Annotated in this window: 19 protein-coding genes and 1 other RNA gene; 15 read left to right on the top strand and 5 right to left on the bottom strand. The window is 42.8% G+C overall.

Annotated features, from left to right (window positions below; genetic code table 11):
* Positions 1 to 123 precede the first annotated feature (123 nt).
* The 4 genes from RMY32_RS28070 (at position 124) to RMY32_RS28055 (ending at position 4,648) form a co-directional block, all read left to right on the top strand.
* Positions 124 to 1,902 (top strand): ABC transporter ATP-binding protein, encoded by a 1,779-nt coding sequence (locus tag RMY32_RS28070; RefSeq protein WP_322715107.1) that lies wholly within the window; start codon positions 124 to 126, stop codon positions 1,900 to 1,902.
* Positions 1,899 to 3,701: an ABC transporter ATP-binding protein gene (locus tag RMY32_RS28065; protein ID WP_322715106.1), complete on the top strand. Its 1,803-nt coding sequence runs from the start codon at positions 1,899 to 1,901 to the stop codon at positions 3,699 to 3,701. Before RMY32_RS28070 ends, RMY32_RS28065 begins: the two co-directional genes overlap by 4 nt.
* A gap of 46 nt (positions 3,702 to 3,747) precedes the next feature.
* Positions 3,748 to 4,002 carry a TIGR03643 family protein gene (locus tag RMY32_RS28060; protein ID WP_322715105.1) on the top strand — a complete coding sequence of 85 codons (255 nt, stop codon included), beginning with the start codon at positions 3,748 to 3,750 and terminating at the stop codon, positions 4,000 to 4,002.
* Between the two features lie 112 nt (positions 4,003 to 4,114).
* Entirely contained in the window at positions 4,115 to 4,648 is a 534-nt protein-coding gene (locus tag RMY32_RS28055) for a dihydrofolate reductase family protein (RefSeq protein ID WP_322715104.1), read from the top strand.
* Between the two features lie 114 nt (positions 4,649 to 4,762).
* On the opposite strand, the gene trxA is transcribed toward RMY32_RS28055, so the two are convergent.
* Together trxA and RMY32_RS28045 are read right to left on the bottom strand one after the other, a co-directional pair.
* Positions 4,763 to 5,101, bottom strand: a complete 339-nt coding sequence (gene trxA, locus RMY32_RS28050; RefSeq protein WP_322715103.1) for a thioredoxin — start codon at positions 5,099 to 5,101, stop codon at positions 4,763 to 4,765.
* A 223-nt stretch (positions 5,102 to 5,324) separates the two neighbouring features.
* Positions 5,325 to 5,660, bottom strand: a complete 336-nt coding sequence (locus tag RMY32_RS28045; protein WP_409884159.1) for a hypothetical protein — start codon at positions 5,658 to 5,660, stop codon at positions 5,325 to 5,327.
* A 445-nt stretch (positions 5,661 to 6,105) separates the two neighbouring features.
* On the opposite strand from RMY32_RS28045, the gene RMY32_RS28040 reads away from it, so the two are divergent.
* Entirely contained in the window at positions 6,106 to 6,321 is a 216-nt protein-coding gene (locus RMY32_RS28040; protein ID WP_322715102.1) for a hypothetical protein, read from the top strand.
* 157 nt (positions 6,322 to 6,478) lie between these two features.
* Here RMY32_RS28040 and RMY32_RS28035 read toward each other — a convergent pair whose 3' ends face one another.
* From RMY32_RS28035 to aroB, 3 genes are all read right to left on the bottom strand, one after another.
* On the bottom strand, positions 6,479 to 6,799 hold the full coding sequence (locus RMY32_RS28035; protein ID WP_322715101.1) for a hypothetical protein: 321 nt from the start codon (positions 6,797 to 6,799) through the stop codon (positions 6,479 to 6,481).
* Between the two features lie 261 nt (positions 6,800 to 7,060).
* Positions 7,061 to 7,639 (bottom strand): Uma2 family endonuclease, encoded by a 579-nt coding sequence (locus RMY32_RS28030; RefSeq protein WP_322715100.1) that lies wholly within the window; start codon positions 7,637 to 7,639, stop codon positions 7,061 to 7,063.
* A 73-nt stretch (positions 7,640 to 7,712) separates the two neighbouring features.
* Positions 7,713 to 8,870 carry a 3-dehydroquinate synthase gene (aroB, locus tag RMY32_RS28025; RefSeq protein ID WP_322715099.1) on the bottom strand — a complete coding sequence of 386 codons (1,158 nt, stop codon included), beginning with the start codon at positions 8,868 to 8,870 and terminating at the stop codon, positions 7,713 to 7,715.
* 226 nt (positions 8,871 to 9,096) lie between these two features.
* On the opposite strand from aroB, the gene petL reads away from it, so the two are divergent.
* The 10 genes from petL to ssrA all read left to right on the top strand — a co-directional run bounded on the left by petL (position 9,097) and on the right by ssrA (position 16,385).
* Positions 9,097 to 9,192, top strand: coding sequence for a cytochrome b6-f complex subunit PetL (gene petL, locus RMY32_RS28020; RefSeq protein ID WP_099101760.1), 96 nt, complete (start codon positions 9,097 to 9,099; stop codon positions 9,190 to 9,192).
* A 268-nt stretch (positions 9,193 to 9,460) separates the two neighbouring features.
* Positions 9,461 to 9,901 carry an ATP synthase subunit I gene (locus RMY32_RS28015; protein WP_292873069.1) on the top strand — a complete coding sequence of 147 codons (441 nt, stop codon included), beginning with the start codon at positions 9,461 to 9,463 and terminating at the stop codon, positions 9,899 to 9,901.
* 60 nt (positions 9,902 to 9,961) lie between these two features.
* Positions 9,962 to 10,723 (top strand): F0F1 ATP synthase subunit A, encoded by a 762-nt coding sequence (gene atpB, locus RMY32_RS28010; RefSeq protein ID WP_322652708.1) that lies wholly within the window; start codon positions 9,962 to 9,964, stop codon positions 10,721 to 10,723.
* 149 nt (positions 10,724 to 10,872) lie between these two features.
* The gene (gene atpE / locus RMY32_RS28005) at positions 10,873 to 11,118 is read left to right on the top strand and encodes an ATP synthase F0 subunit C (RefSeq protein WP_012411162.1); all 246 of its coding nucleotides are present in this window, start codon (positions 10,873 to 10,875) and stop codon (positions 11,116 to 11,118) included.
* Between the two features lie 181 nt (positions 11,119 to 11,299).
* On the top strand, positions 11,300 to 11,731 hold the full coding sequence (locus tag RMY32_RS28000) for a F0F1 ATP synthase subunit B' (protein WP_322715098.1): 432 nt from the start codon (positions 11,300 to 11,302) through the stop codon (positions 11,729 to 11,731).
* Positions 11,732 to 11,924: 193 nt separating this feature from the next.
* Positions 11,925 to 12,497, top strand: coding sequence for a F0F1 ATP synthase subunit B (locus tag RMY32_RS27995; RefSeq protein WP_322674307.1), 573 nt, complete (start codon positions 11,925 to 11,927; stop codon positions 12,495 to 12,497).
* Positions 12,494 to 13,048, top strand: a complete 555-nt coding sequence (gene atpH, locus RMY32_RS27990; protein ID WP_322715097.1) for an ATP synthase F1 subunit delta — start codon at positions 12,494 to 12,496, stop codon at positions 13,046 to 13,048. Before RMY32_RS27995 ends, atpH begins: the two co-directional genes overlap by 4 nt.
* A 214-nt stretch (positions 13,049 to 13,262) precedes the next feature.
* A complete protein-coding gene (gene atpA / locus RMY32_RS27985) occupies positions 13,263 to 14,777 on the top strand; it encodes a F0F1 ATP synthase subunit alpha (protein ID WP_322696107.1) in 1,515 nt (504 codons plus the stop codon).
* A 96-nt stretch (positions 14,778 to 14,873) separates the two neighbouring features.
* Positions 14,874 to 15,821: a F0F1 ATP synthase subunit gamma gene (locus RMY32_RS27980; RefSeq protein ID WP_322696106.1), complete on the top strand. Its 948-nt coding sequence runs from the start codon at positions 14,874 to 14,876 to the stop codon at positions 15,819 to 15,821.
* Positions 15,822 to 15,992: 171 nt separating this feature from the next.
* Positions 15,993 to 16,385: a transfer-messenger RNA gene (ssrA, locus tag RMY32_RS27975) on the top strand.
* Positions 16,386 to 16,543 lie beyond the last annotated feature (158 nt).

Raw genomic sequence — 16,543 nt, 5'->3', positions numbered from 1 at the left:
ACTCGGAATTTGCACCACAAACAAGAGAGGTACTCTATATTTCACATTCGCCACTATCAAATGGTCAATTGTTTTTTTACAATCAAAGTACGATAATTTTCCAATATACAGGGGTGAATTGCAGTGGTTCAGCAACCAGAACTCCAGGAAACTTCGTCGATAAAGGCAACCCAGCGCGTGCTTAAAAGTTTAAGCACTTACCGATGGACTTCACTGGGAGCATTGGTGAGCCTGTTGCTGTTGACGATCGCCAACGCACTCACTCCACAACTATTTCGGTGGGGAATTGATGAGGGAATCGCGCCAAAAAATCTCCAGATTGTGCTATATAGTGCCGCTTGGATGGTAGTCGCGGCGATCGCTCGTGGTGTATTTAACTTTGGACAAAGCTATTTAGCAGAAGCAGCGTCTCAGGGTGTTGCTTATGACCTGCGAAACAAAATTTTCAGCAAAATTCAAAATCTCAGTTTCAGCTTTCATGACCAGGCGCAGACTTCCCAACTCCTAACCCGTGTCACCAGCGACATTGAACAAATCCGTACCTTTGTTGGTACTAGTTTAATTCAAGTCGTCGGTTCGCTTGTGACATTGGTGACTATTTCGGTGGTTTTGCTGGTGATGAACTGGCAACTAGCACTGATTACGCTAACGGCAGTGCCTATAGCCGCATGGTTAATGGCACAATTCGTGACTCGGAATAATAAACTTTTTCGGCAAGTACAAGAGCAACTGAGTAACCTGAATGCTGTATTGCAAGAGAATTTACTAGGAATCCGGGTGGTGAAAGCGTTTGTGCGGGAGTCCACCGAAAGGTCGCGTTACACGACTTTAAATGATGGTCTAGTCAAGGCAAACATGAAGACCATTAGCGCCATTCACAATACCTTCCCGTTCATCTTTTTGGTGAGTAATTTGGTAACACTGGCAGTTTTCGGCTATGGGGGAGCGCAGGTGATTGGGCGCAGATTTTCCATTGGCGAACTGGTGGCGTTTAACTCCTACCTAGCGTTGATTCTCCAACCGATTTTGTTGATTGGATTTGCCGCACCCGCGATCGCTCAAGCAGCTGCTTCCGCCGAACGTGTCTACGAAGTTGTGGATGCAGAGGTAGAAATTCGCGATTGCCCTGGTGCTGTCCCCTTTGATACTTGTGGTGGTAGAATTACCTTTGAAAATGTTTCCTTTCGCTATCCCGGAGCGACAACCGAAACTCTCAAAGAAGTATCCTTTGAAACCAAGCCTAACGAGCTAATCGCCGTTCTCGGAATGACTGGTTCGGGAAAAAGCACAATCATGAACCTGATTCCTCGCTTTTACGATGTCACCAAGGGAGCAGTTCGCATTGACGGACGAGATATAAAAAGTTTCACACTCAAAAGCCTCAGATCGCATATTGGGATTGTTTTTCAGGAAACCACCCTCTTCTCTGGCACAATCCGCGAAAATATTGCCTACGCCAAACCCGATGCCACCTTAAAACAGGTGATTGAAGTTGCAAAAACTGCCCAAATGCACGATTTTATTAGCGGTTTACCCGATGGCTACGAGACGATTGTGGGCGAACGGGGCGTAGGCTTATCTGGTGGACAAAAGCAGCGAATTGCGATCGCTCGTACCTTACTAACCGATTACAGCATTCTGATACTTGACGATAGTACCTCGGCTATAGACGCGAAAACTGCTGCCCAAATTCAAGCCGAACTAGATGGTTTAATGCGCCAAAAAGCTTGTACAACCTTTGTAGTAGCTCAACGTATTAGCACCATCCAGAATGCCGATCGCATTTTTCTCATGGATAAAGGACGATTGGTAGCACAAGGCACTCACGAAGAATTGATGCAAACCAGTCCACTCTACGGTGTAATTTTGGAATCTCAGGTAAAGCCGAAGGAGAAAAAATGAGAGGCACTATTCCCGTTGTTGCATCTGAGGAAAACACGAGTCAGCAATTTTCCACCCTGCGGCGCTTTTTACAATACGTGCTGCTTTATCGCAAAGAAATTCCCATCGCTCTGACATTAGTATTAATTGGTGCCATAACTCAGGCAGTTGGGCCATTCTTTCTCGGCTGGTCGATCGATCGTCTGATTGCACAAGGGAATTTGCAAGGACTGCTGATGTTGTTAGGGCTACTAGGACTGAACTACGGACTTGGTGTCTTAGCAATTCGGGGTCAAATTGTTCGAGTCGGCTGGATTATGCAGCGATTGCTGGCTCAACTAAGACAAGATATTTTCATTAAAATCCAAAGTCTGCCACTCAGCTTTTTCGATCGCAGCGAAGCAGGTGATTTAATGAGTCGCTTGCTCAATGATGTCAACACCGTGAATCAAGCATTTGGACTGACGATTGCCCAAATGCTGGGCAATACTTTCAGTTTGGTGGGCATTGTAATTGCCATGCTCTCAATCAACCTGCGACTTGGTTTGTTGAGCAATCTGGTTGTGCCACTGATGATTTTTACCACAAGCTTGTTTGCACGTTGGGCAAGAGCCAGATTTCGCGTCACCCGACAAACCATTGGGGAACTTTCCGCCAAGTTAGAAGAAGATATTGGCAGCGTCCGAGAAGCACAAGCATTTAATCGCGTACAGATGAATATCGCAGAATTTGACGTTCTTAACGCCGCTAATAGAGATGCTAACGTTGAGGCTGTGGCAATTACTTCCGCCTTTTTGCCCTCTATCGATTTTCTCAACACACTAGCAACGGCTGGCGTGCTAGCCTATGGCGGTTATCTAGCGGTAACAGGAGCTGCAACAGTGGGTGTAGTGACATCCTTTTTACTTTACGTCCAGCAGTTCTTTCGCCCGATCCAAATTCTCAGCCAGTTTTATACTCAAGCTCAATCTGCTTTTGCCGGATTAGAGCGAATATTTCTATTATTAGATGAACCGTCAGAACTCAAAGATGCACCCGATGCCATAGAAATGCCGCCTATTCAAGGTGAGGTGACATTCGAGAATGTCAAATTTGGCTATAACCCAGATCGACTGGTTCTTAAAGGAGTGAATTTACACGCCTATCCAGGAGAGATGGTTGCATTAGTCGGGCCAACCGGTTCGGGAAAAAGTACAATTATTAACTTGATTTTGCGCTTCTATGATGTATCAAGCGGTGCAGTAAAAATTGACGATCTTGATGTGCGTAGTGTGACTCAAGCAAGTCTGCGCCGTCAAATTGGCATCGTCCTACAAGATAATATTTTGTTCACTGGTACTGTTGCCGAAAATATAGCTTTTGGCGCTCCTTACGCCAGCCAAGCTGATATCGAAGCGGCTGCACAACTGGCAAATGTGCATGAGTTCATTACCTCACTACCACAGGGTTATACAACTCAATTGGGAGAACGGGGAGCGCCTCTGAGCCAAGGACAGCGACAACTAATCAGTATTGCTCGGGCGGTATTAATTAATCCCCGAATTCTGATTCTGGATGAAGCCACCAGCAGCATCGATACCCGCACAGAAGCACTAGTACAAAGTGCGATCGCTCGATTACTCCAAGGTCGTACTAGTTTCGTAATTGCCCACCGTCTCAGTACAGTTACTCAAGCAGATCGGGTATTAGTAATTCAGCAAGGGCAAATTGTAGAACAGGGTACTCACGCCGAACTCATTAATCAGCAGGGTGTTTATGCCAACCTTTATGCTCTGCAACTGGGTGCAGCAGACACAATGGTTCTTCAAAACGAAAAGTAAAATATATAGATATATAGCTCAAATTTACTAATTGCCAGCAAAAAAAATGAAGCTCCCTAACCTCGATTCACAAACCATCGATCGCATCATTGAAATGGCATGGGAAGATAGAACATCTTTTGATGCGATTGAAGCTCAGTTTGGGCTATTGGAAAAAGAGGTAATCGCCCTAATGAGGCGCGAAATGAAAGAATCTAGTTTTAAGATGTGGCGAGAACGGGTCACTAAACGCAATACAAAGCATTTATCTCAGCGAGAATTTATTGCAGGTCGATTTAAATCGCATAATCAAAAAACGTAAGTAATTGGGTAAGCGATTGCTCTTTTGTGATATAAACCATCAAGGGCTAAAATGCTGTAGAAAGGCGTTCGCTTGGACTCATTGAGTGAAAACTACCAAAGAGAGAAGCACAATGACGAAAGTTACACTCTACATTGCAGCTAGTTTGGATGGCTACATTGCTCGCAGCGATGGCAAAATTGAGTGGCTATCAATCCTTGATACAGAAGGTGAAGATTACGGTTACACTGATTTTTACGGATCGATTGATGCGATCGCCTTGGGTAGCAAAACCTATGAAGTAGGGCTGGGTTTTGATCGATGGCCTTATCCAGAAAAAAAATCCTTCGTATTCACCCAGCGTAATTTCCAATCCGATCGTGAGGACGTTGTATTTTTTTCTGACCCAGTAAAACAGGCGTTAGCAGATATAGAGGCTCAAGGTTTTAAAAATATCTGGCTAGTTGGTGGCGGAGAATTAATCAATTCGTTTCTTCAGCACAGCTTGATTGACGAATATATTATTTCAACGATTCCAATTATCTTAGGTGGCGGTATACATCTTTTTCCACCATCTAACCGTGAAGAAAAATTGGAGCTGATTAACTCACAACAATATCCAAGTGGTTTACTTCAAGCACATTATAGGCGAAAAGTAAATGATTAAAATAATTCGTAATCCCTAATGATATTCTCTACGAATTACGTTAGCGCCGGCGGCAAGCGAAAGCGTTGCGGTAGCGAGTACTCGAGCCTCCGCAGGAGCGTCATTACGAATTAGCTAAACAAGCTTCTGAACAGCGTTGCTAAAGTCTTCGTAAGGAGAAACCCCTACTATAGTTTCTGCTAAAATACCATCTTTAAAAATTAAAACTGCTGGAATACTGCGAAGATCGAATTTTTTGAAAACGGGCTTATTCCTGTCAACATCTACCTTAACGACTTTAGCACGACCTTTGTATTCTTCGGCAAGTTGATCCATTAACGGACTGACTAGGCGACAGGGGCCACACCAAGTAGCAGTAAAATCAACAACAACAACTTTCTCTTCACTTCCATTTAAAACAACATCAAATTCACTTTCTTCAACGTAAGTAACTATGTCAGTATCAGTAGACATTTTTTAATTCCTTAGTGGCAAACTAAATTTCAGCAAAAAACTAACTATACAAACTATACTCCCTTTTGAGTGTCAGATTCATTAGTTACCTATATTCACAGGAAAACTCCCGCAGACAATTTTTGCCAGTAAGGGTATATTTAATTACTATTTTTTTGCGTAGGGTGCGATCGCATAACGTACATTCCTATCCAAAAACCCATACCTTCAAGGCGTAGAAGCGTTAACAGTCATCCTCCTGGCCAAATAATTCTAACAACCCAATTGTGCCGACAAAAAAAGTATAAATAGCATATTTTATTGGCATCTTTTGTCTTGAAGGTGCATAAAAAGCTGCTATAATACTTTCAATAAAATGGCATATCATCGCAAAACGCTCAATCCAAAAAATTGGATGAAAGCTGCTTGGGACATGAATGTTAGTTATTAGTGCATAAATATTCCACGATTCCAATCCAATTGCGCTTGTTATCAGCGCTGTAGATATAATTTTTATAAAGATAAAAATCTTTTTCTTGATAAACTTTAAGTCCATACTGCCCAAAATAATATTTAACATATCTACAATACCTGGAAAATTAACCAAAAATCTAATATGTGTTGTCTAAAGATTTGCCCTAAGTCAGCCAATTTTATTTCATGATTTTCATTTTTACAAAAGCCGATAAAAATATATATAAATATGCTAAAGAGGTAAACTGGCACAGCTAGCTATATGCCCTCACGATGACAATTTCTATATTAGTAACTTCCAAAAAAGAAATTATCCCAAATTATTCGTACATTTGTATTATGGGCGCACATCTGCGCATCCCTAAGATAAGATGTTTTTTAACTGGAAATACCTGAAGTCAATATTCCCAAAATTTTCAGAAAAGAACAGACTAAAAACTATGAACGATCGAGATTAAATCGCCAGATATTTAAAAAATGACAAAAGTGTGGAATAATACATAAGTGGAAAATTTAATTGCACTCCATAGATTGATAAGAAATGTAAAGCTATGATTGCTCAACATTACAACTCAATTCATGTTGAAAATGACTTGCTTAAACAAATCAAAATTAAAGAAAATCAGCTAAAAATTGCACAAGAAGCTGAGATGCTTCATGTTGCAGAAGAATTACAGAGTCAGTTATTAAAGCTACAGTCTCAATTATCAGAGCCGCAAGAGCAAGACGCTGAAATTCAAGCGTTGATGAGTTTGCTAGACGAATAAGATTGTAAACTTTTGTTGCAAAGTTTATTGTAAATACAAAATTTCTGTTATTCAAAAGCAAAGCATAGTGATTGTGATGTCTGGGAATGTAGCTTATGTGCTACAGCTTAATAATTAACAAGACAAGCAAAAGCCATAGAAGAGGGATGATTCTTACTTAGATAAGACGTTGGGGTTTTTGCTGAATATGTGGTCTTTTGCTTTGCGGTACTGAATCAATCTTAAGAATAGGTTTAATTGGGCGCTGTTGCCTTTGATTAAGAATTTGAATTTCTCTCTCAATTGAATCTTTTCCTTGTCTAAAAAATTCTTGAGAATTATATGGAACCAAGTCACGGGATAAATGTTGAGCTTGTCTTGGAGTCAAACTAGGAACTGCTTGTTCAGCATTGGCAGAAGTCTGTACAGCCAGTAAAAAAGCTGTTGAAAGCACCAAAGGTTTTATTTTTATACATCCGGTAACTATTAGGTTTAACATAGTTGATAGATCGGTTACGTGAAGACAGTTTCCAACCATATTAGTGTTGGTCTGATTATAAATAAAGTAGACTTATTCCCTTGCTAATTACCTCCTACAAATGGATGAATTATCAATTAATCAGCTAAACTATTAGTACAGTACAGCGTAAATACAGCTACTATCTAAATTAACCAGATAAGTTGCTCAAGCAACTGGTTAAAGTTAGACAAACCTTCCCTACTTAAAATTTTGATGGATGTTGAAAGCAAGAGAATTGTACTATTCAATAGCTAATGGTATTTTCGCCTTTTGAAACACCTGCTCAACAGTAAATTGCAGTTTTTCAAACAAAGAATCTGTGAGTAGTTCTTCTCCCATATAAGTTTGTGGCGCTGCATCTGGATAAAAAACAGTAATGCTTCTAGCTTTACTATCTAATACCCATACCCGCAGCACCTTAGCATCCAAATAGTCTTTGGCTTTAGCCGCCATTTGTCCAAAGGTTTGCCCTGAGGAAATAATCTCAATCACCAAATCAGGAGGAACAGAACATGCTCCTTCTTTATCCCAATCAGGGGGTAAACGTTCATTAGAAATATATAAAATATCCGGTATTGGCATCCAATCTCGCCCTCGACGAGTTAATGCAACAGCTAATTCTGGGCAAACTTCTCCTTTCCCCTGACAGCATTGCTCAATCAAATTCAGAAGGGCACGAGTAAGTTTAGAGTGGAATTTTTTTGGTGACATTTTAGGAATTGCCTGACCATCAACAAGTTCGTAGGTAATATCTCCCTCGCCTGGTGGAAGATTTAGGAACTCTTGCAAAGTTAATTGATTTTTGGCTTGGAGTATCATGACTCATTAATTCGTAATTGAAGAACAGAGCAACTAACTTTTATTCTGACACCTGAATTCTTCTTCAAATTGTTCACATTCCTCGCAAAACTTGCCGAATAATGTCCGATGGCACTTCATCGGTAATTTTTACTACACCAATTTCCGTTGGTAAAACAAACCGAACTTTTCCTGCTTTGACTTTCTTATCTAACTGCAACGCCTCAATAATTGCTTCAATATCTACTCCATCTGGCAACTGAGTTGGTAAACCCGCTTTTTGAATTAAAGCATTTTGACGTTCTGTATCTTCTTTTTGCCACAATCCTAAATCCACAGCAATTTGACCGGCTGCCACCATACCAATAGCCACCGCTTCACCATGATTCACTAAACGATAACCAGTCAAACTTTCCACTGTATGACCGATGGTATGTCCATAGTTGAGAATCGCCCGTAATCCGCCTTCTTTCTCATCTTTGCTAACAACATCAGCTTTAGCTTGACAAGAGCGTGTTAATATGCTGGTTATCAGGTCAGGTTTTACATACCGGAGTTGGTCGAGGCGTTTACTTGCTTCCAACTGGGCAAACAATTCGGCATCCCAAATCACGCCGTACTTAATAACTTCTGCCATTCCTGCCCGAAACTCACGCATAGGGAGAGTTTTTAACACATCTGGGTCAATTAAAACCAAACGCGGTTGATGGAATGCCCCAATTAAGTTTTTACCGTGGGGATGATTCACGCCAGTTTTGCCACCAATTGCCGAATCTACCATCGCCAACAAAGAGGTAGGCACTTGGACAACATTAATACCACGTAGCCAAGTTGCAGCCGCAAAGCCAGTCATATCGCCAATTACACCTCCGCCCAAAGCCACCATCGTAGAAGAACGTTCTAGGCGGTTTTCCAAGGCTACATCGTAGATTTTTTGGATGGAATTGAGGGTTTTGTAGCGTTCACCAGGTGGTAGATTGCAGCTAGCAACTTCAAATCCAGCAGATTTTAGGGATGTAATTGCTCTTTCGCCAAAATGCTTAAAAATCGTCGGATTAGAAACTAGCAGTACCTTTTTGCCTAAATTGAGACTGGACATCTGTTGACCCAGTCGATCTAAACTCGAAGGTGCGTTAGCGTCGCTCGACGTTCGCGTAGCGTCTCGTTCGTGCAGCGTCTCCGACAGGAGAAGAGAAGTTATCGCAATCTCATAAGACTGCTCTGGTAAATTTACATTAATTACAGAAGTCATTGCCCAACCCCAAACAAGCGCTTGTGGGCTGTATTGTATCGCAATCTACAAAATGGGCATAGGGCATTGGGCATAGGAGATTGCTAAGAAGCAGGCAAGCAGCAAAGAAGTTTTAGTAAGTATTTTTCCTCTACCCTCATGCCCTATGCCCAATGTCCCATACCCATGCCCAATACCCAACAACTAATGATTCAATAGATTTAGGAAGTATTCTGGAGAGCAATAAATGTTTGCAATTGTATCTTATATCGTCTTCTTGGGTTTATTCTTTGGCTTATCTGTAGGATTGCTGTTCGGTCTACGGACTGCCAAAATAATTTAATCGAGGTATATTCAACCCAAAACTCTTGTGGGGGCGGGCATCTTGCCTGCCCTCAGTTGACAAATAGGCTATAAAACCTTTACTTTTTCACCAATTCCGGCAACGTGAACTTAATAAAATTGCTGTAGGCTTTAGTCCGTCGGTACTTACTGCCTGATGTTGACAAGAAGTTAATTGTTTTTTCCTAAAGTATTGTTACTGGATCGTGATATGATTCAGCTGACTGAATGTGCAGTCATCATATTTAACTGTACTGGTTTCAAGTCCCGTGAGCTTGTCTGACGAATCAATTGCGCCCACTCCGACAACGCAACAAGATGCTAAAACTGGTTCTGAAGACACAGAATCAGGTAACTCCATGCAAGAGTTCTATCAACTCTTTCAGCGATTATTGGTAATCACGCTTGTCTTGACGGGGGTTATTTTTATCTCTGTGTGGATTTTTTATTCCTTAAACATTGCCCTAAATTATTTAATTGGGGCGTGTACAGGTGTGGTTTACTTAAAAATGTTGGCAAGAGATGTTGAGCAGCTTGGTAGTGAAAAAACCAGTCTGAGCAAAACTCGTTTTGCTCTGTTTATTGGAGTCATGATCGTGGCAACTCGATGGCGTGAGCTACAGATTTTGCCCATTTTTTTGGGATTTCTAACTTACAAAGCCACGCTCCTCGTCTATATGGTGCAAATTGCGTTCATTCCTGATTCTTAAAAAGTCAGGCTCACAAAGATAGTAATCCCATCCTCGCTCGTTGGGGAAAATGCTTGAAGAATGCAAATGCTTAGTGTCTTAAACGCCTTTAATTCTTTTCCCCTCGCCGAATTAGAAGTAGGTCATCATTTCTACTGGCAGTTGGGCAATCTTAAAATTCATGGGCAAGTTTTTCTCACCTCATGGTTTGTGATTAGTATTCTAGTAGTGGCTTCAATTGCTGCTACTCGCAACGCACAAAGAATTCCCAAGGGCATCCAAAATTTGATGGAATATGCCCTAGAATTTATTCGCGATCTGGCCAAAAACCAACTTGGTGAGAAAGAGTACCGCCCTTGGGTGCCATTTATTGGCACATTGTTCTTGTTTATTTTCGTATCGAACTGGTCAGGTGCGCTAATTCCCTGGAAGCTCATCAAGCTACCTTCGGGCGAATTGGCAGCTCCCACCAATGACATCAATACGACTGTCGCATTGGCATTGCTGACCTCCTTAGCGTACTTTTACGCAGGTTTTAGCAAACGGGGTTTAGGTTACTTTAAGAAATATATAGAGCCAACACCTGTTTTGTTGCCGATCGCAATTCTCGAAGATTTCACCAAGCCCCTCTCCCTAAGCTTCCGACTATTTGGTAATATTTTGGCGGATGAATTGGTAGTAGCGGTGCTGGTGCTGCTAGTTCCTCTATTTGTACCTCTGCCTGTAATGGCCTTGGGTTTATTTACCAGTGCCATTCAAGCCCTGGTTTTTGCCACCCTAGCCGGAGCATACATTCATGAGGCAATGGAGGGGCATGGTGAAGAAGGACATGAGGAGCATTAAACTTCTCAGTTGATAGCACAGTCAAGAAGAGCATATTCGCTCAAAACATCGCAAAGCGCGATCAAAGAACTCCTGTGCAGCGTGAAAATCACGTTTCTAATCGTTAACGCACTTTTGTTAGTTTTGTAATCAAAGCAAGGAAAATCAACATGGATCCATTAGTTCAGGCTGCTTCAGTTCTCGCTGCTGCTTTAGCGATTGGTTTAGCTGCAATTGGCCCTGGTATTGGTCAAGGAAACGCTGCTGGACAAGCAGTAGAAGGTATTGCTCGTCAACCTGAAGCAGAAGGAAAAATTCGCGGTACTCTGCTATTAACCTTGGCATTCATGGAATCCTTGACTATCTATGGTCTAGTAATTGCCCTGGTATTGCTGTTTGCTAATCCTTTCGGCTAATACCTGAAATTTTTGTGAGTGTGGAGACGTGAACCATCACGCCTCTACAATCGAAATGTTTTAGGTATCTCAATAGTTATAATGTTCAGTTGACCCTTGTTGGCTATGGGTCTCTAAAATATCAAAGGTTGGATGACGTTGCTAGCCATGAACACTGCTACTCCAGCCAAAGAGGAGACAAATGTTTGATTTCGATGCTACCTTGCCCTTCATGGCATTGCAATTCCTGCTACTAGCAGCTTTGTTGAATGCAATTTTCTATAAGCCACTGACCAAGGTACTAGACGATCGCGATAATTATATCCGAACGAATACCCTTGAGGCGAAAGAAAGCTTGGCAAAAGCCGAGCGTTTAGCCGCCGAATATGAGCAGCAACTCGCAGACGCTCGTAGACAATCGCAAGCTACTCTAGAAGCAGCTCAACTGGAAGCTAAAAAAATTACTGCCGAGAAAATCGCTGAAGCCCAAAAGGAAGCTCAGTCTCAACGAGAACAAGCTTCTGTTGAAATAGAACAACAAAAGCAAGAAGCTTTTCGCACCTTAGAGCAACAAGTTGATGCTTTAAGCAGGCAGATTCTAGAAAAACTATTGGGGCCAACTCCAGTTAGATAAGCTAACTAGACTGGCTCTGCGAAAGCATACGCGTAACTGGGCCCTAGTCCAGAGCGCAAAATTTAAGTGTCAAATAAAGGCACTTTTTCCCTTCTGGGGAAAGATACTTAATTTCCTTACGGGGAAAAGATACTTAAATTTCCTTCCCTTGGGAAAAATACAACGTATTAGCAAGCGAGCAGCGCACTTGTAAATGGGTATCATGGGGACATTCTTATTACTTGCCGCAGAAGCGAACGCTGTTCACTCTGAATTGGCAGAAGGCGCAGCAGAAGGTGGTTTCGGTCTAAACCTAGACATTTTTGAAACCAATCTGATTAATCTAGCGATTCTGGTTGGCATCTTATTCTACTTCGGACGTAAAGTTTTAAGCAATATCCTGAACGAGCGACAATCCAATATTGCCACCGCAATTCAGGAAGCAGAAGGGCGCTTAAAAGAGGCAAAGACTGCCCTTTCCCAAGCGCAAGAGCAGTTGAAGCAATCTCAGGCAGAAGCAGAACGTATCCGCCAATCGGCCACAGAAAACGCCCAAAAGACGAAAGAAGCCTTGTTGGCGAAGGCAGCGCAAGACGTAGAACGCTTGAAACAAACAGCAGCAGCAGATTTAAATACCGAAACAGAGCGAGCGATCGCTCAACTGCGGCAAAGAGTTGCTGCACTAGCATTGCAAAAAGTCGAATCGCAACTCAAAGGCGGGATTGCCGACGATGCTCAACAAAGTTTAATTGACCGCAGCATCGCACAACTGGGAGGCAATGTATGACAAGTCAAGTAGCAACAGCCGAAGTAGCCCAACCCTATGCACAGGCACTTTTGTCAATAGCGCAATCGAAAAATTTGACAGAAGAGTTCGGGGAAGATGCGCGTACTTTACTGGGGCTGTTAAGGGCAGACAAACAGCTATATGACTTCTTCAGTAACCCGTTTATTCAGGCTGAGAACAAAAAAGCTCTGATCAAACAAATACTCGGTGAAGGCGCTAACCCCTACTTACGTAACTTTTTGTTGGTATTAGTAGACAAACGCCGCATTGCATTCTTGGAATCAATTTTTCAACAATATCTGGCGCTGTTGCGGCAGCTGAATCAAACCGTATTAGCGGAAGTAATTTCAGCCGTTCCCCTCACAGAACCTCAACAGCAGGCAATTACAGAAAAAGTGATTGCTATAACTAATGCTCGCCAGGTAGAACTAGAAACCAAGGTAGACAGCGAGTTAATTGGTGGTGTGATTATTAAAGTAGGTTCGCAGGTAATTGACGCTAGTATCCGGGGTCAGTTGCGCCGCCTGTCATTGCGCTTAACTAATAGTTAAGAGTTAGGAGTAGAGACGCGATTAATCGCGTCTGTACAGGAGTTAGAAGTTAGGAGTTAGAAGTTAGGAGTTAAGAGTTAAGTAGACAATAATTTATTTTGACTTTTAACTTTTAACCTTTGATTTTTTAACTCATCGCTCTTAACTCATCATTCTTAACTCATCACTCCTAACTCTTGAATTTTTCCGTCTCGAAAGCAAACAAGATAGACACATGAGCATATCAATTAGACCTGACGAAATTAGCAGCATTATCCAACAACAAATCGAGCAATACGATCAAGAGGTCAAAGTTGCTAACGTTGGTACCGTCCTACAAGTAGGTGACGGTATTGCCCGGATCTATGGTCTGGAAAAGGCTATGGCTGGGGAACTCTTAGAATTTGAAGATGGCACAATTGGCATCGCCCAAAACTTAGAAGAAGACAACGTGGGCGCGGTGCTTATGGGTGAAGGGCTAGAAATTCAAGAAGGTAGCTCTGTAACCGCTACTGGTAGAATTGCTCAGATTCCGGTAGGAGAAGCATTAATTGGACGAGTTGTAGACGCTTTGGGTCGTCCCATCGATGGTAAGGGAGACATCAAATCCTCAGACAGCCGTTTGATTGAATCTCCAGCACCCGGTATCATTGCTCGTCGATCAGTACACGAACCCATGCAAACGGGGATTACAGCTATTGACTCAATGATTCCCATCGGTCGCGGTCAACGGGAATTGATTATTGGCGACCGTCAAACTGGTAAAACTGCGATCGCGATCGACACAATCATCAACCAAAAAGAAGAAGATGTAATTTGTGTCTACGTTGCGATCGGTCAAAAGGCTTCCACAGTCGCCAACGTAGTACAAACATTGCAAGAAAAAGGCGCACTTGATTACACCGTCGTCGTCACCGCTAGCGCCAGCGAACCAGCAACCCTACAATACTTAGCTCCTTACACAGGCGCAACTATTGCCGAGTACTTTATGTACAAAGGCAAAGCTACCCTGGTAATTTATGACGATCTCTCCAAGCAAGCCCAAGCTTATCGCCAAATGTCACTACTGCTGCGTCGTCCACCCGGACGCGAAGCTTACCCTGGAGATGTATTCTACATTCACTCCCGCTTGCTAGAAAGAGCAGCAAAGCTAAGTGACGAATTAGGTAAAGGCAGTATGACCGCCCTACCAATCATCGAAACCCAAGCTGGTGACGTTTCAGCATACATCCCCACCAACGTAATTTCCATTACCGATGGTCAGATATTCCTGTCTTCTGACTTGTTCAACGCTGGTATCCGTCCGGCTGTGAACCCCGGTATTTCTGTATCCCGCGTGGGTTCTGCGGCGCAAACCAAGGCAATGAAAAAAGTTGCCGGGAAGATTAAATTGGAACTAGCCCAATTTGACGACCTGCAAGCCTTCGCTCAATTTGCTTCTGACTTAGATAAAGCCACTCAAGACCAGTTAGCACGGGGTCAACGGTTACGCGAACTTCTCAAGCAGCCACAAAATTCGCCACTCTCAGTATACGAGCAAGTAGCAATTTTATACGCTGGTATCAATGGTTACTTAGATGATGTTCCCGTAGATAAAGTCACAACCTTTACCCAAGGTTTGCGCGAGTACTTAAAGACTGGTAAGTACGCCGAAGGAGTAAGAGCCTCCAAAGCGCTAGGTGATGCAGAAGAAGCTGCTTTAAAGGAAGCACTTACCGAATACAAGAAGACCTTCAAAGCAGCAGCGTAATTAAAGTGAGGAGTGAAGAGTTAAGAGTTAAAAGTTAATGAAATACTCCTAGCTCTTAACTCCTAACTCCTAACTCCTAACTCCTAACTCAAGAATATGGCCAATCTAAAAGCAATACGCGATCGCATTCAGTCGGTCAAAAACACCAAAAAAATTACAGAAGCCATGCGTCTGGTAGCTGCGGCTAGAGTGCGCCGGGCGCAAGAACAAGTGCTAGCAACTCGCCCCTTTGCCGATCGCTTGGCACAAGTATTGTATGGTTTGCAAAGCCGTCTGCGCTTTGAAGAAGCAAACCTACCACTGCTGAAAAAACGCCAAGTTAAATCAGTCGGGTTATTGGTAATTTCAGGCGATCGCGGTCTATGCGGCGGCTACAATAGTAACGTTATCCGTCGTGCAGAAAACCGCGCTAAAGAAATCCAGGCAGAAGGTTTAGACTATCAATTTGTGATCGTCGGACGCAAAGCTACACAGTACTTTCAACGCCGCAATCAGCCAATTGATGCCACCTACAGCGGCTTAGAGCAAATTCCCACCGCAGCAGAAGCCAATCAGATCGCCGATCAACTACTTTCCTTGTTCCTTTCAGAAGAAGTCGATCGCATCGAATTAATCTATACCAGATTCATTTCCTTAGTTAGCTCCCGTCCTGTGGTACAAACCTTACTGCCCCTCGATCCCCAAGGTCTAGAAGCAGGCGATGATGAAATCTTCCGCTTGACAACCCGTGGTGGTAAATTTGAAGTCGAACGCGAGAAAGTGACTAAGGAAGTCCGCACGTTGGCTCCTGACATGATCTTCGAGCAAGATCCCGTGCAGATTCTCGATTCTCTATTGCCCTTGTATCTGAGTAACCAGCTATTGCGGGCGCTACAAGAATCGGCAGCTAGCGAACTAGCAGCGCGGATGACAGCTATGAGTAATGCCAGTGACAACGCTGGTGAACTAATTAACACTCTCACGCTGTCCTACAACAAAGCTCGACAAGCTGCAATTACCCAAGAACTCCTTGAAGTTGTGGGCGGTGCTGAAGCACTAACTTAGAAAAATACTTGTTGTGGATCGTCATAAATAGCCAATCGCTAATTTTAAAACCATTAACGATTGGCTATTTTGAGTAATGGCAGCCATATATCGTGACTTTGATAATTACGAATTACGAATTACGAATTACGAATTAAGAATCGCGTACTATAATTGAAATATGAAGCGCATGGGTCCGTCACGGTTTCGACAGGTTGGCGAACGCTGCTCTGTGATTCAGGTCGAGAGTGAGTCTCCTCTCGCAAATCAAAGGCTCAAACAAAAAGTAAATGCGAATAACATCGTTAGCTTTGCTCGTAAGCCTGCTCTAGTAGCAGCTGCCTAAAAACCTCTTACAGGTTCGAGCGTCTTTAGTTTGACTCCGTTAAGGACTGAAGACCAAACCCCAACGGATGCTCTAGCAAGCGTTCTCTGGTTGGCTTGCTGGCTAAGATTAAATCAGAGCATCCTACGTTCGGGATAATGAACGATTCCCGCCTTGAGGGTCAGAAAGGCTAAACCTGTGAATGAGCGGGGGGTCAATACCCAATTTGGACAGCAGTTCGACTCTGCTCGGATCCACTAAAAATAGTTAACAAGTCCACTTGACACTGTAATGTGTAAGTGGACTTTGTTTTATGGAAAACTCCATCATAATTTTCTATAATGCACAGTTAACTTGAGTTCAACGGCTAAAATAGCAATACCGTTCAGTGAAGCCCAAAATTTTTGGTAAAGATGCG

Source organism: Nostoc sp. ChiSLP03a (assembly GCF_034531215.2).
Taxonomy (GTDB): Bacteria; Cyanobacteriota; Cyanobacteriia; order Cyanobacteriales; family Nostocaceae; genus Nostoc.
Note: the sequence above shows the minus strand (reverse complement) of the source record. Positions and strands in the feature narration are given on the sequence as shown.

Excerpts from the sequence above, each read along its gene's own strand:
- RMY32_RS28040 (WP_322715102.1), top strand. The coding sequence starts at position 6,106 with ATGATTGCTCAACATTACAACTCAATTCATGTTGAAAATGACTTGCTT.
- RMY32_RS27980 (WP_322696106.1), top strand. The coding sequence starts at position 14,874 with ATGGCCAATCTAAAAGCAATACGCGATCGCATTCAGTCGGTCAAAAAC.
- RMY32_RS28055 (WP_322715104.1), top strand. The coding sequence starts at position 4,115 with ATGACGAAAGTTACACTCTACATTGCAGCTAGTTTGGATGGCTACATT.
- RMY32_RS28030 (WP_322715100.1), bottom strand. The coding sequence starts at position 7,639 with ATGATACTCCAAGCCAAAAATCAATTAACTTTGCAAGAGTTCCTAAAT.
- atpE (WP_012411162.1), top strand. The coding sequence starts at position 10,873 with ATGGATCCATTAGTTCAGGCTGCTTCAGTTCTCGCTGCTGCTTTAGCG.
- petL (WP_099101760.1), top strand. The coding sequence starts at position 9,097 with ATGTTTGCAATTGTATCTTATATCGTCTTCTTGGGTTTATTCTTTGGC.
- RMY32_RS27995 (WP_322674307.1), top strand. The coding sequence starts at position 11,925 with ATGGGTATCATGGGGACATTCTTATTACTTGCCGCAGAAGCGAACGCT.
- RMY32_RS28035 (WP_322715101.1), bottom strand. The coding sequence starts at position 6,799 with ATGTTAAACCTAATAGTTACCGGATGTATAAAAATAAAACCTTTGGTG.
- RMY32_RS28000 (WP_322715098.1), top strand. The coding sequence starts at position 11,300 with ATGTTTGATTTCGATGCTACCTTGCCCTTCATGGCATTGCAATTCCTG.
- RMY32_RS28065 (WP_322715106.1), top strand. The coding sequence starts at position 1,899 with ATGAGAGGCACTATTCCCGTTGTTGCATCTGAGGAAAACACGAGTCAG.
- RMY32_RS28060 (WP_322715105.1), top strand. The coding sequence starts at position 3,748 with ATGAAGCTCCCTAACCTCGATTCACAAACCATCGATCGCATCATTGAA.
- atpH (WP_322715097.1), top strand. The coding sequence starts at position 12,494 with ATGACAAGTCAAGTAGCAACAGCCGAAGTAGCCCAACCCTATGCACAG.
- atpB (WP_322652708.1), top strand. The coding sequence starts at position 9,962 with ATGCAAATGCTTAGTGTCTTAAACGCCTTTAATTCTTTTCCCCTCGCC.
- aroB (WP_322715099.1), bottom strand. The coding sequence starts at position 8,870 with ATGACTTCTGTAATTAATGTAAATTTACCAGAGCAGTCTTATGAGATT.
- atpA (WP_322696107.1), top strand. The coding sequence starts at position 13,263 with ATGAGCATATCAATTAGACCTGACGAAATTAGCAGCATTATCCAACAA.
- RMY32_RS28045 (WP_409884159.1), bottom strand. The coding sequence starts at position 5,660 with ATGTTAAATATTATTTTGGGCAGTATGGACTTAAAGTTTATCAAGAAA.
- trxA (WP_322715103.1), bottom strand. The coding sequence starts at position 5,101 with ATGTCTACTGATACTGACATAGTTACTTACGTTGAAGAAAGTGAATTT.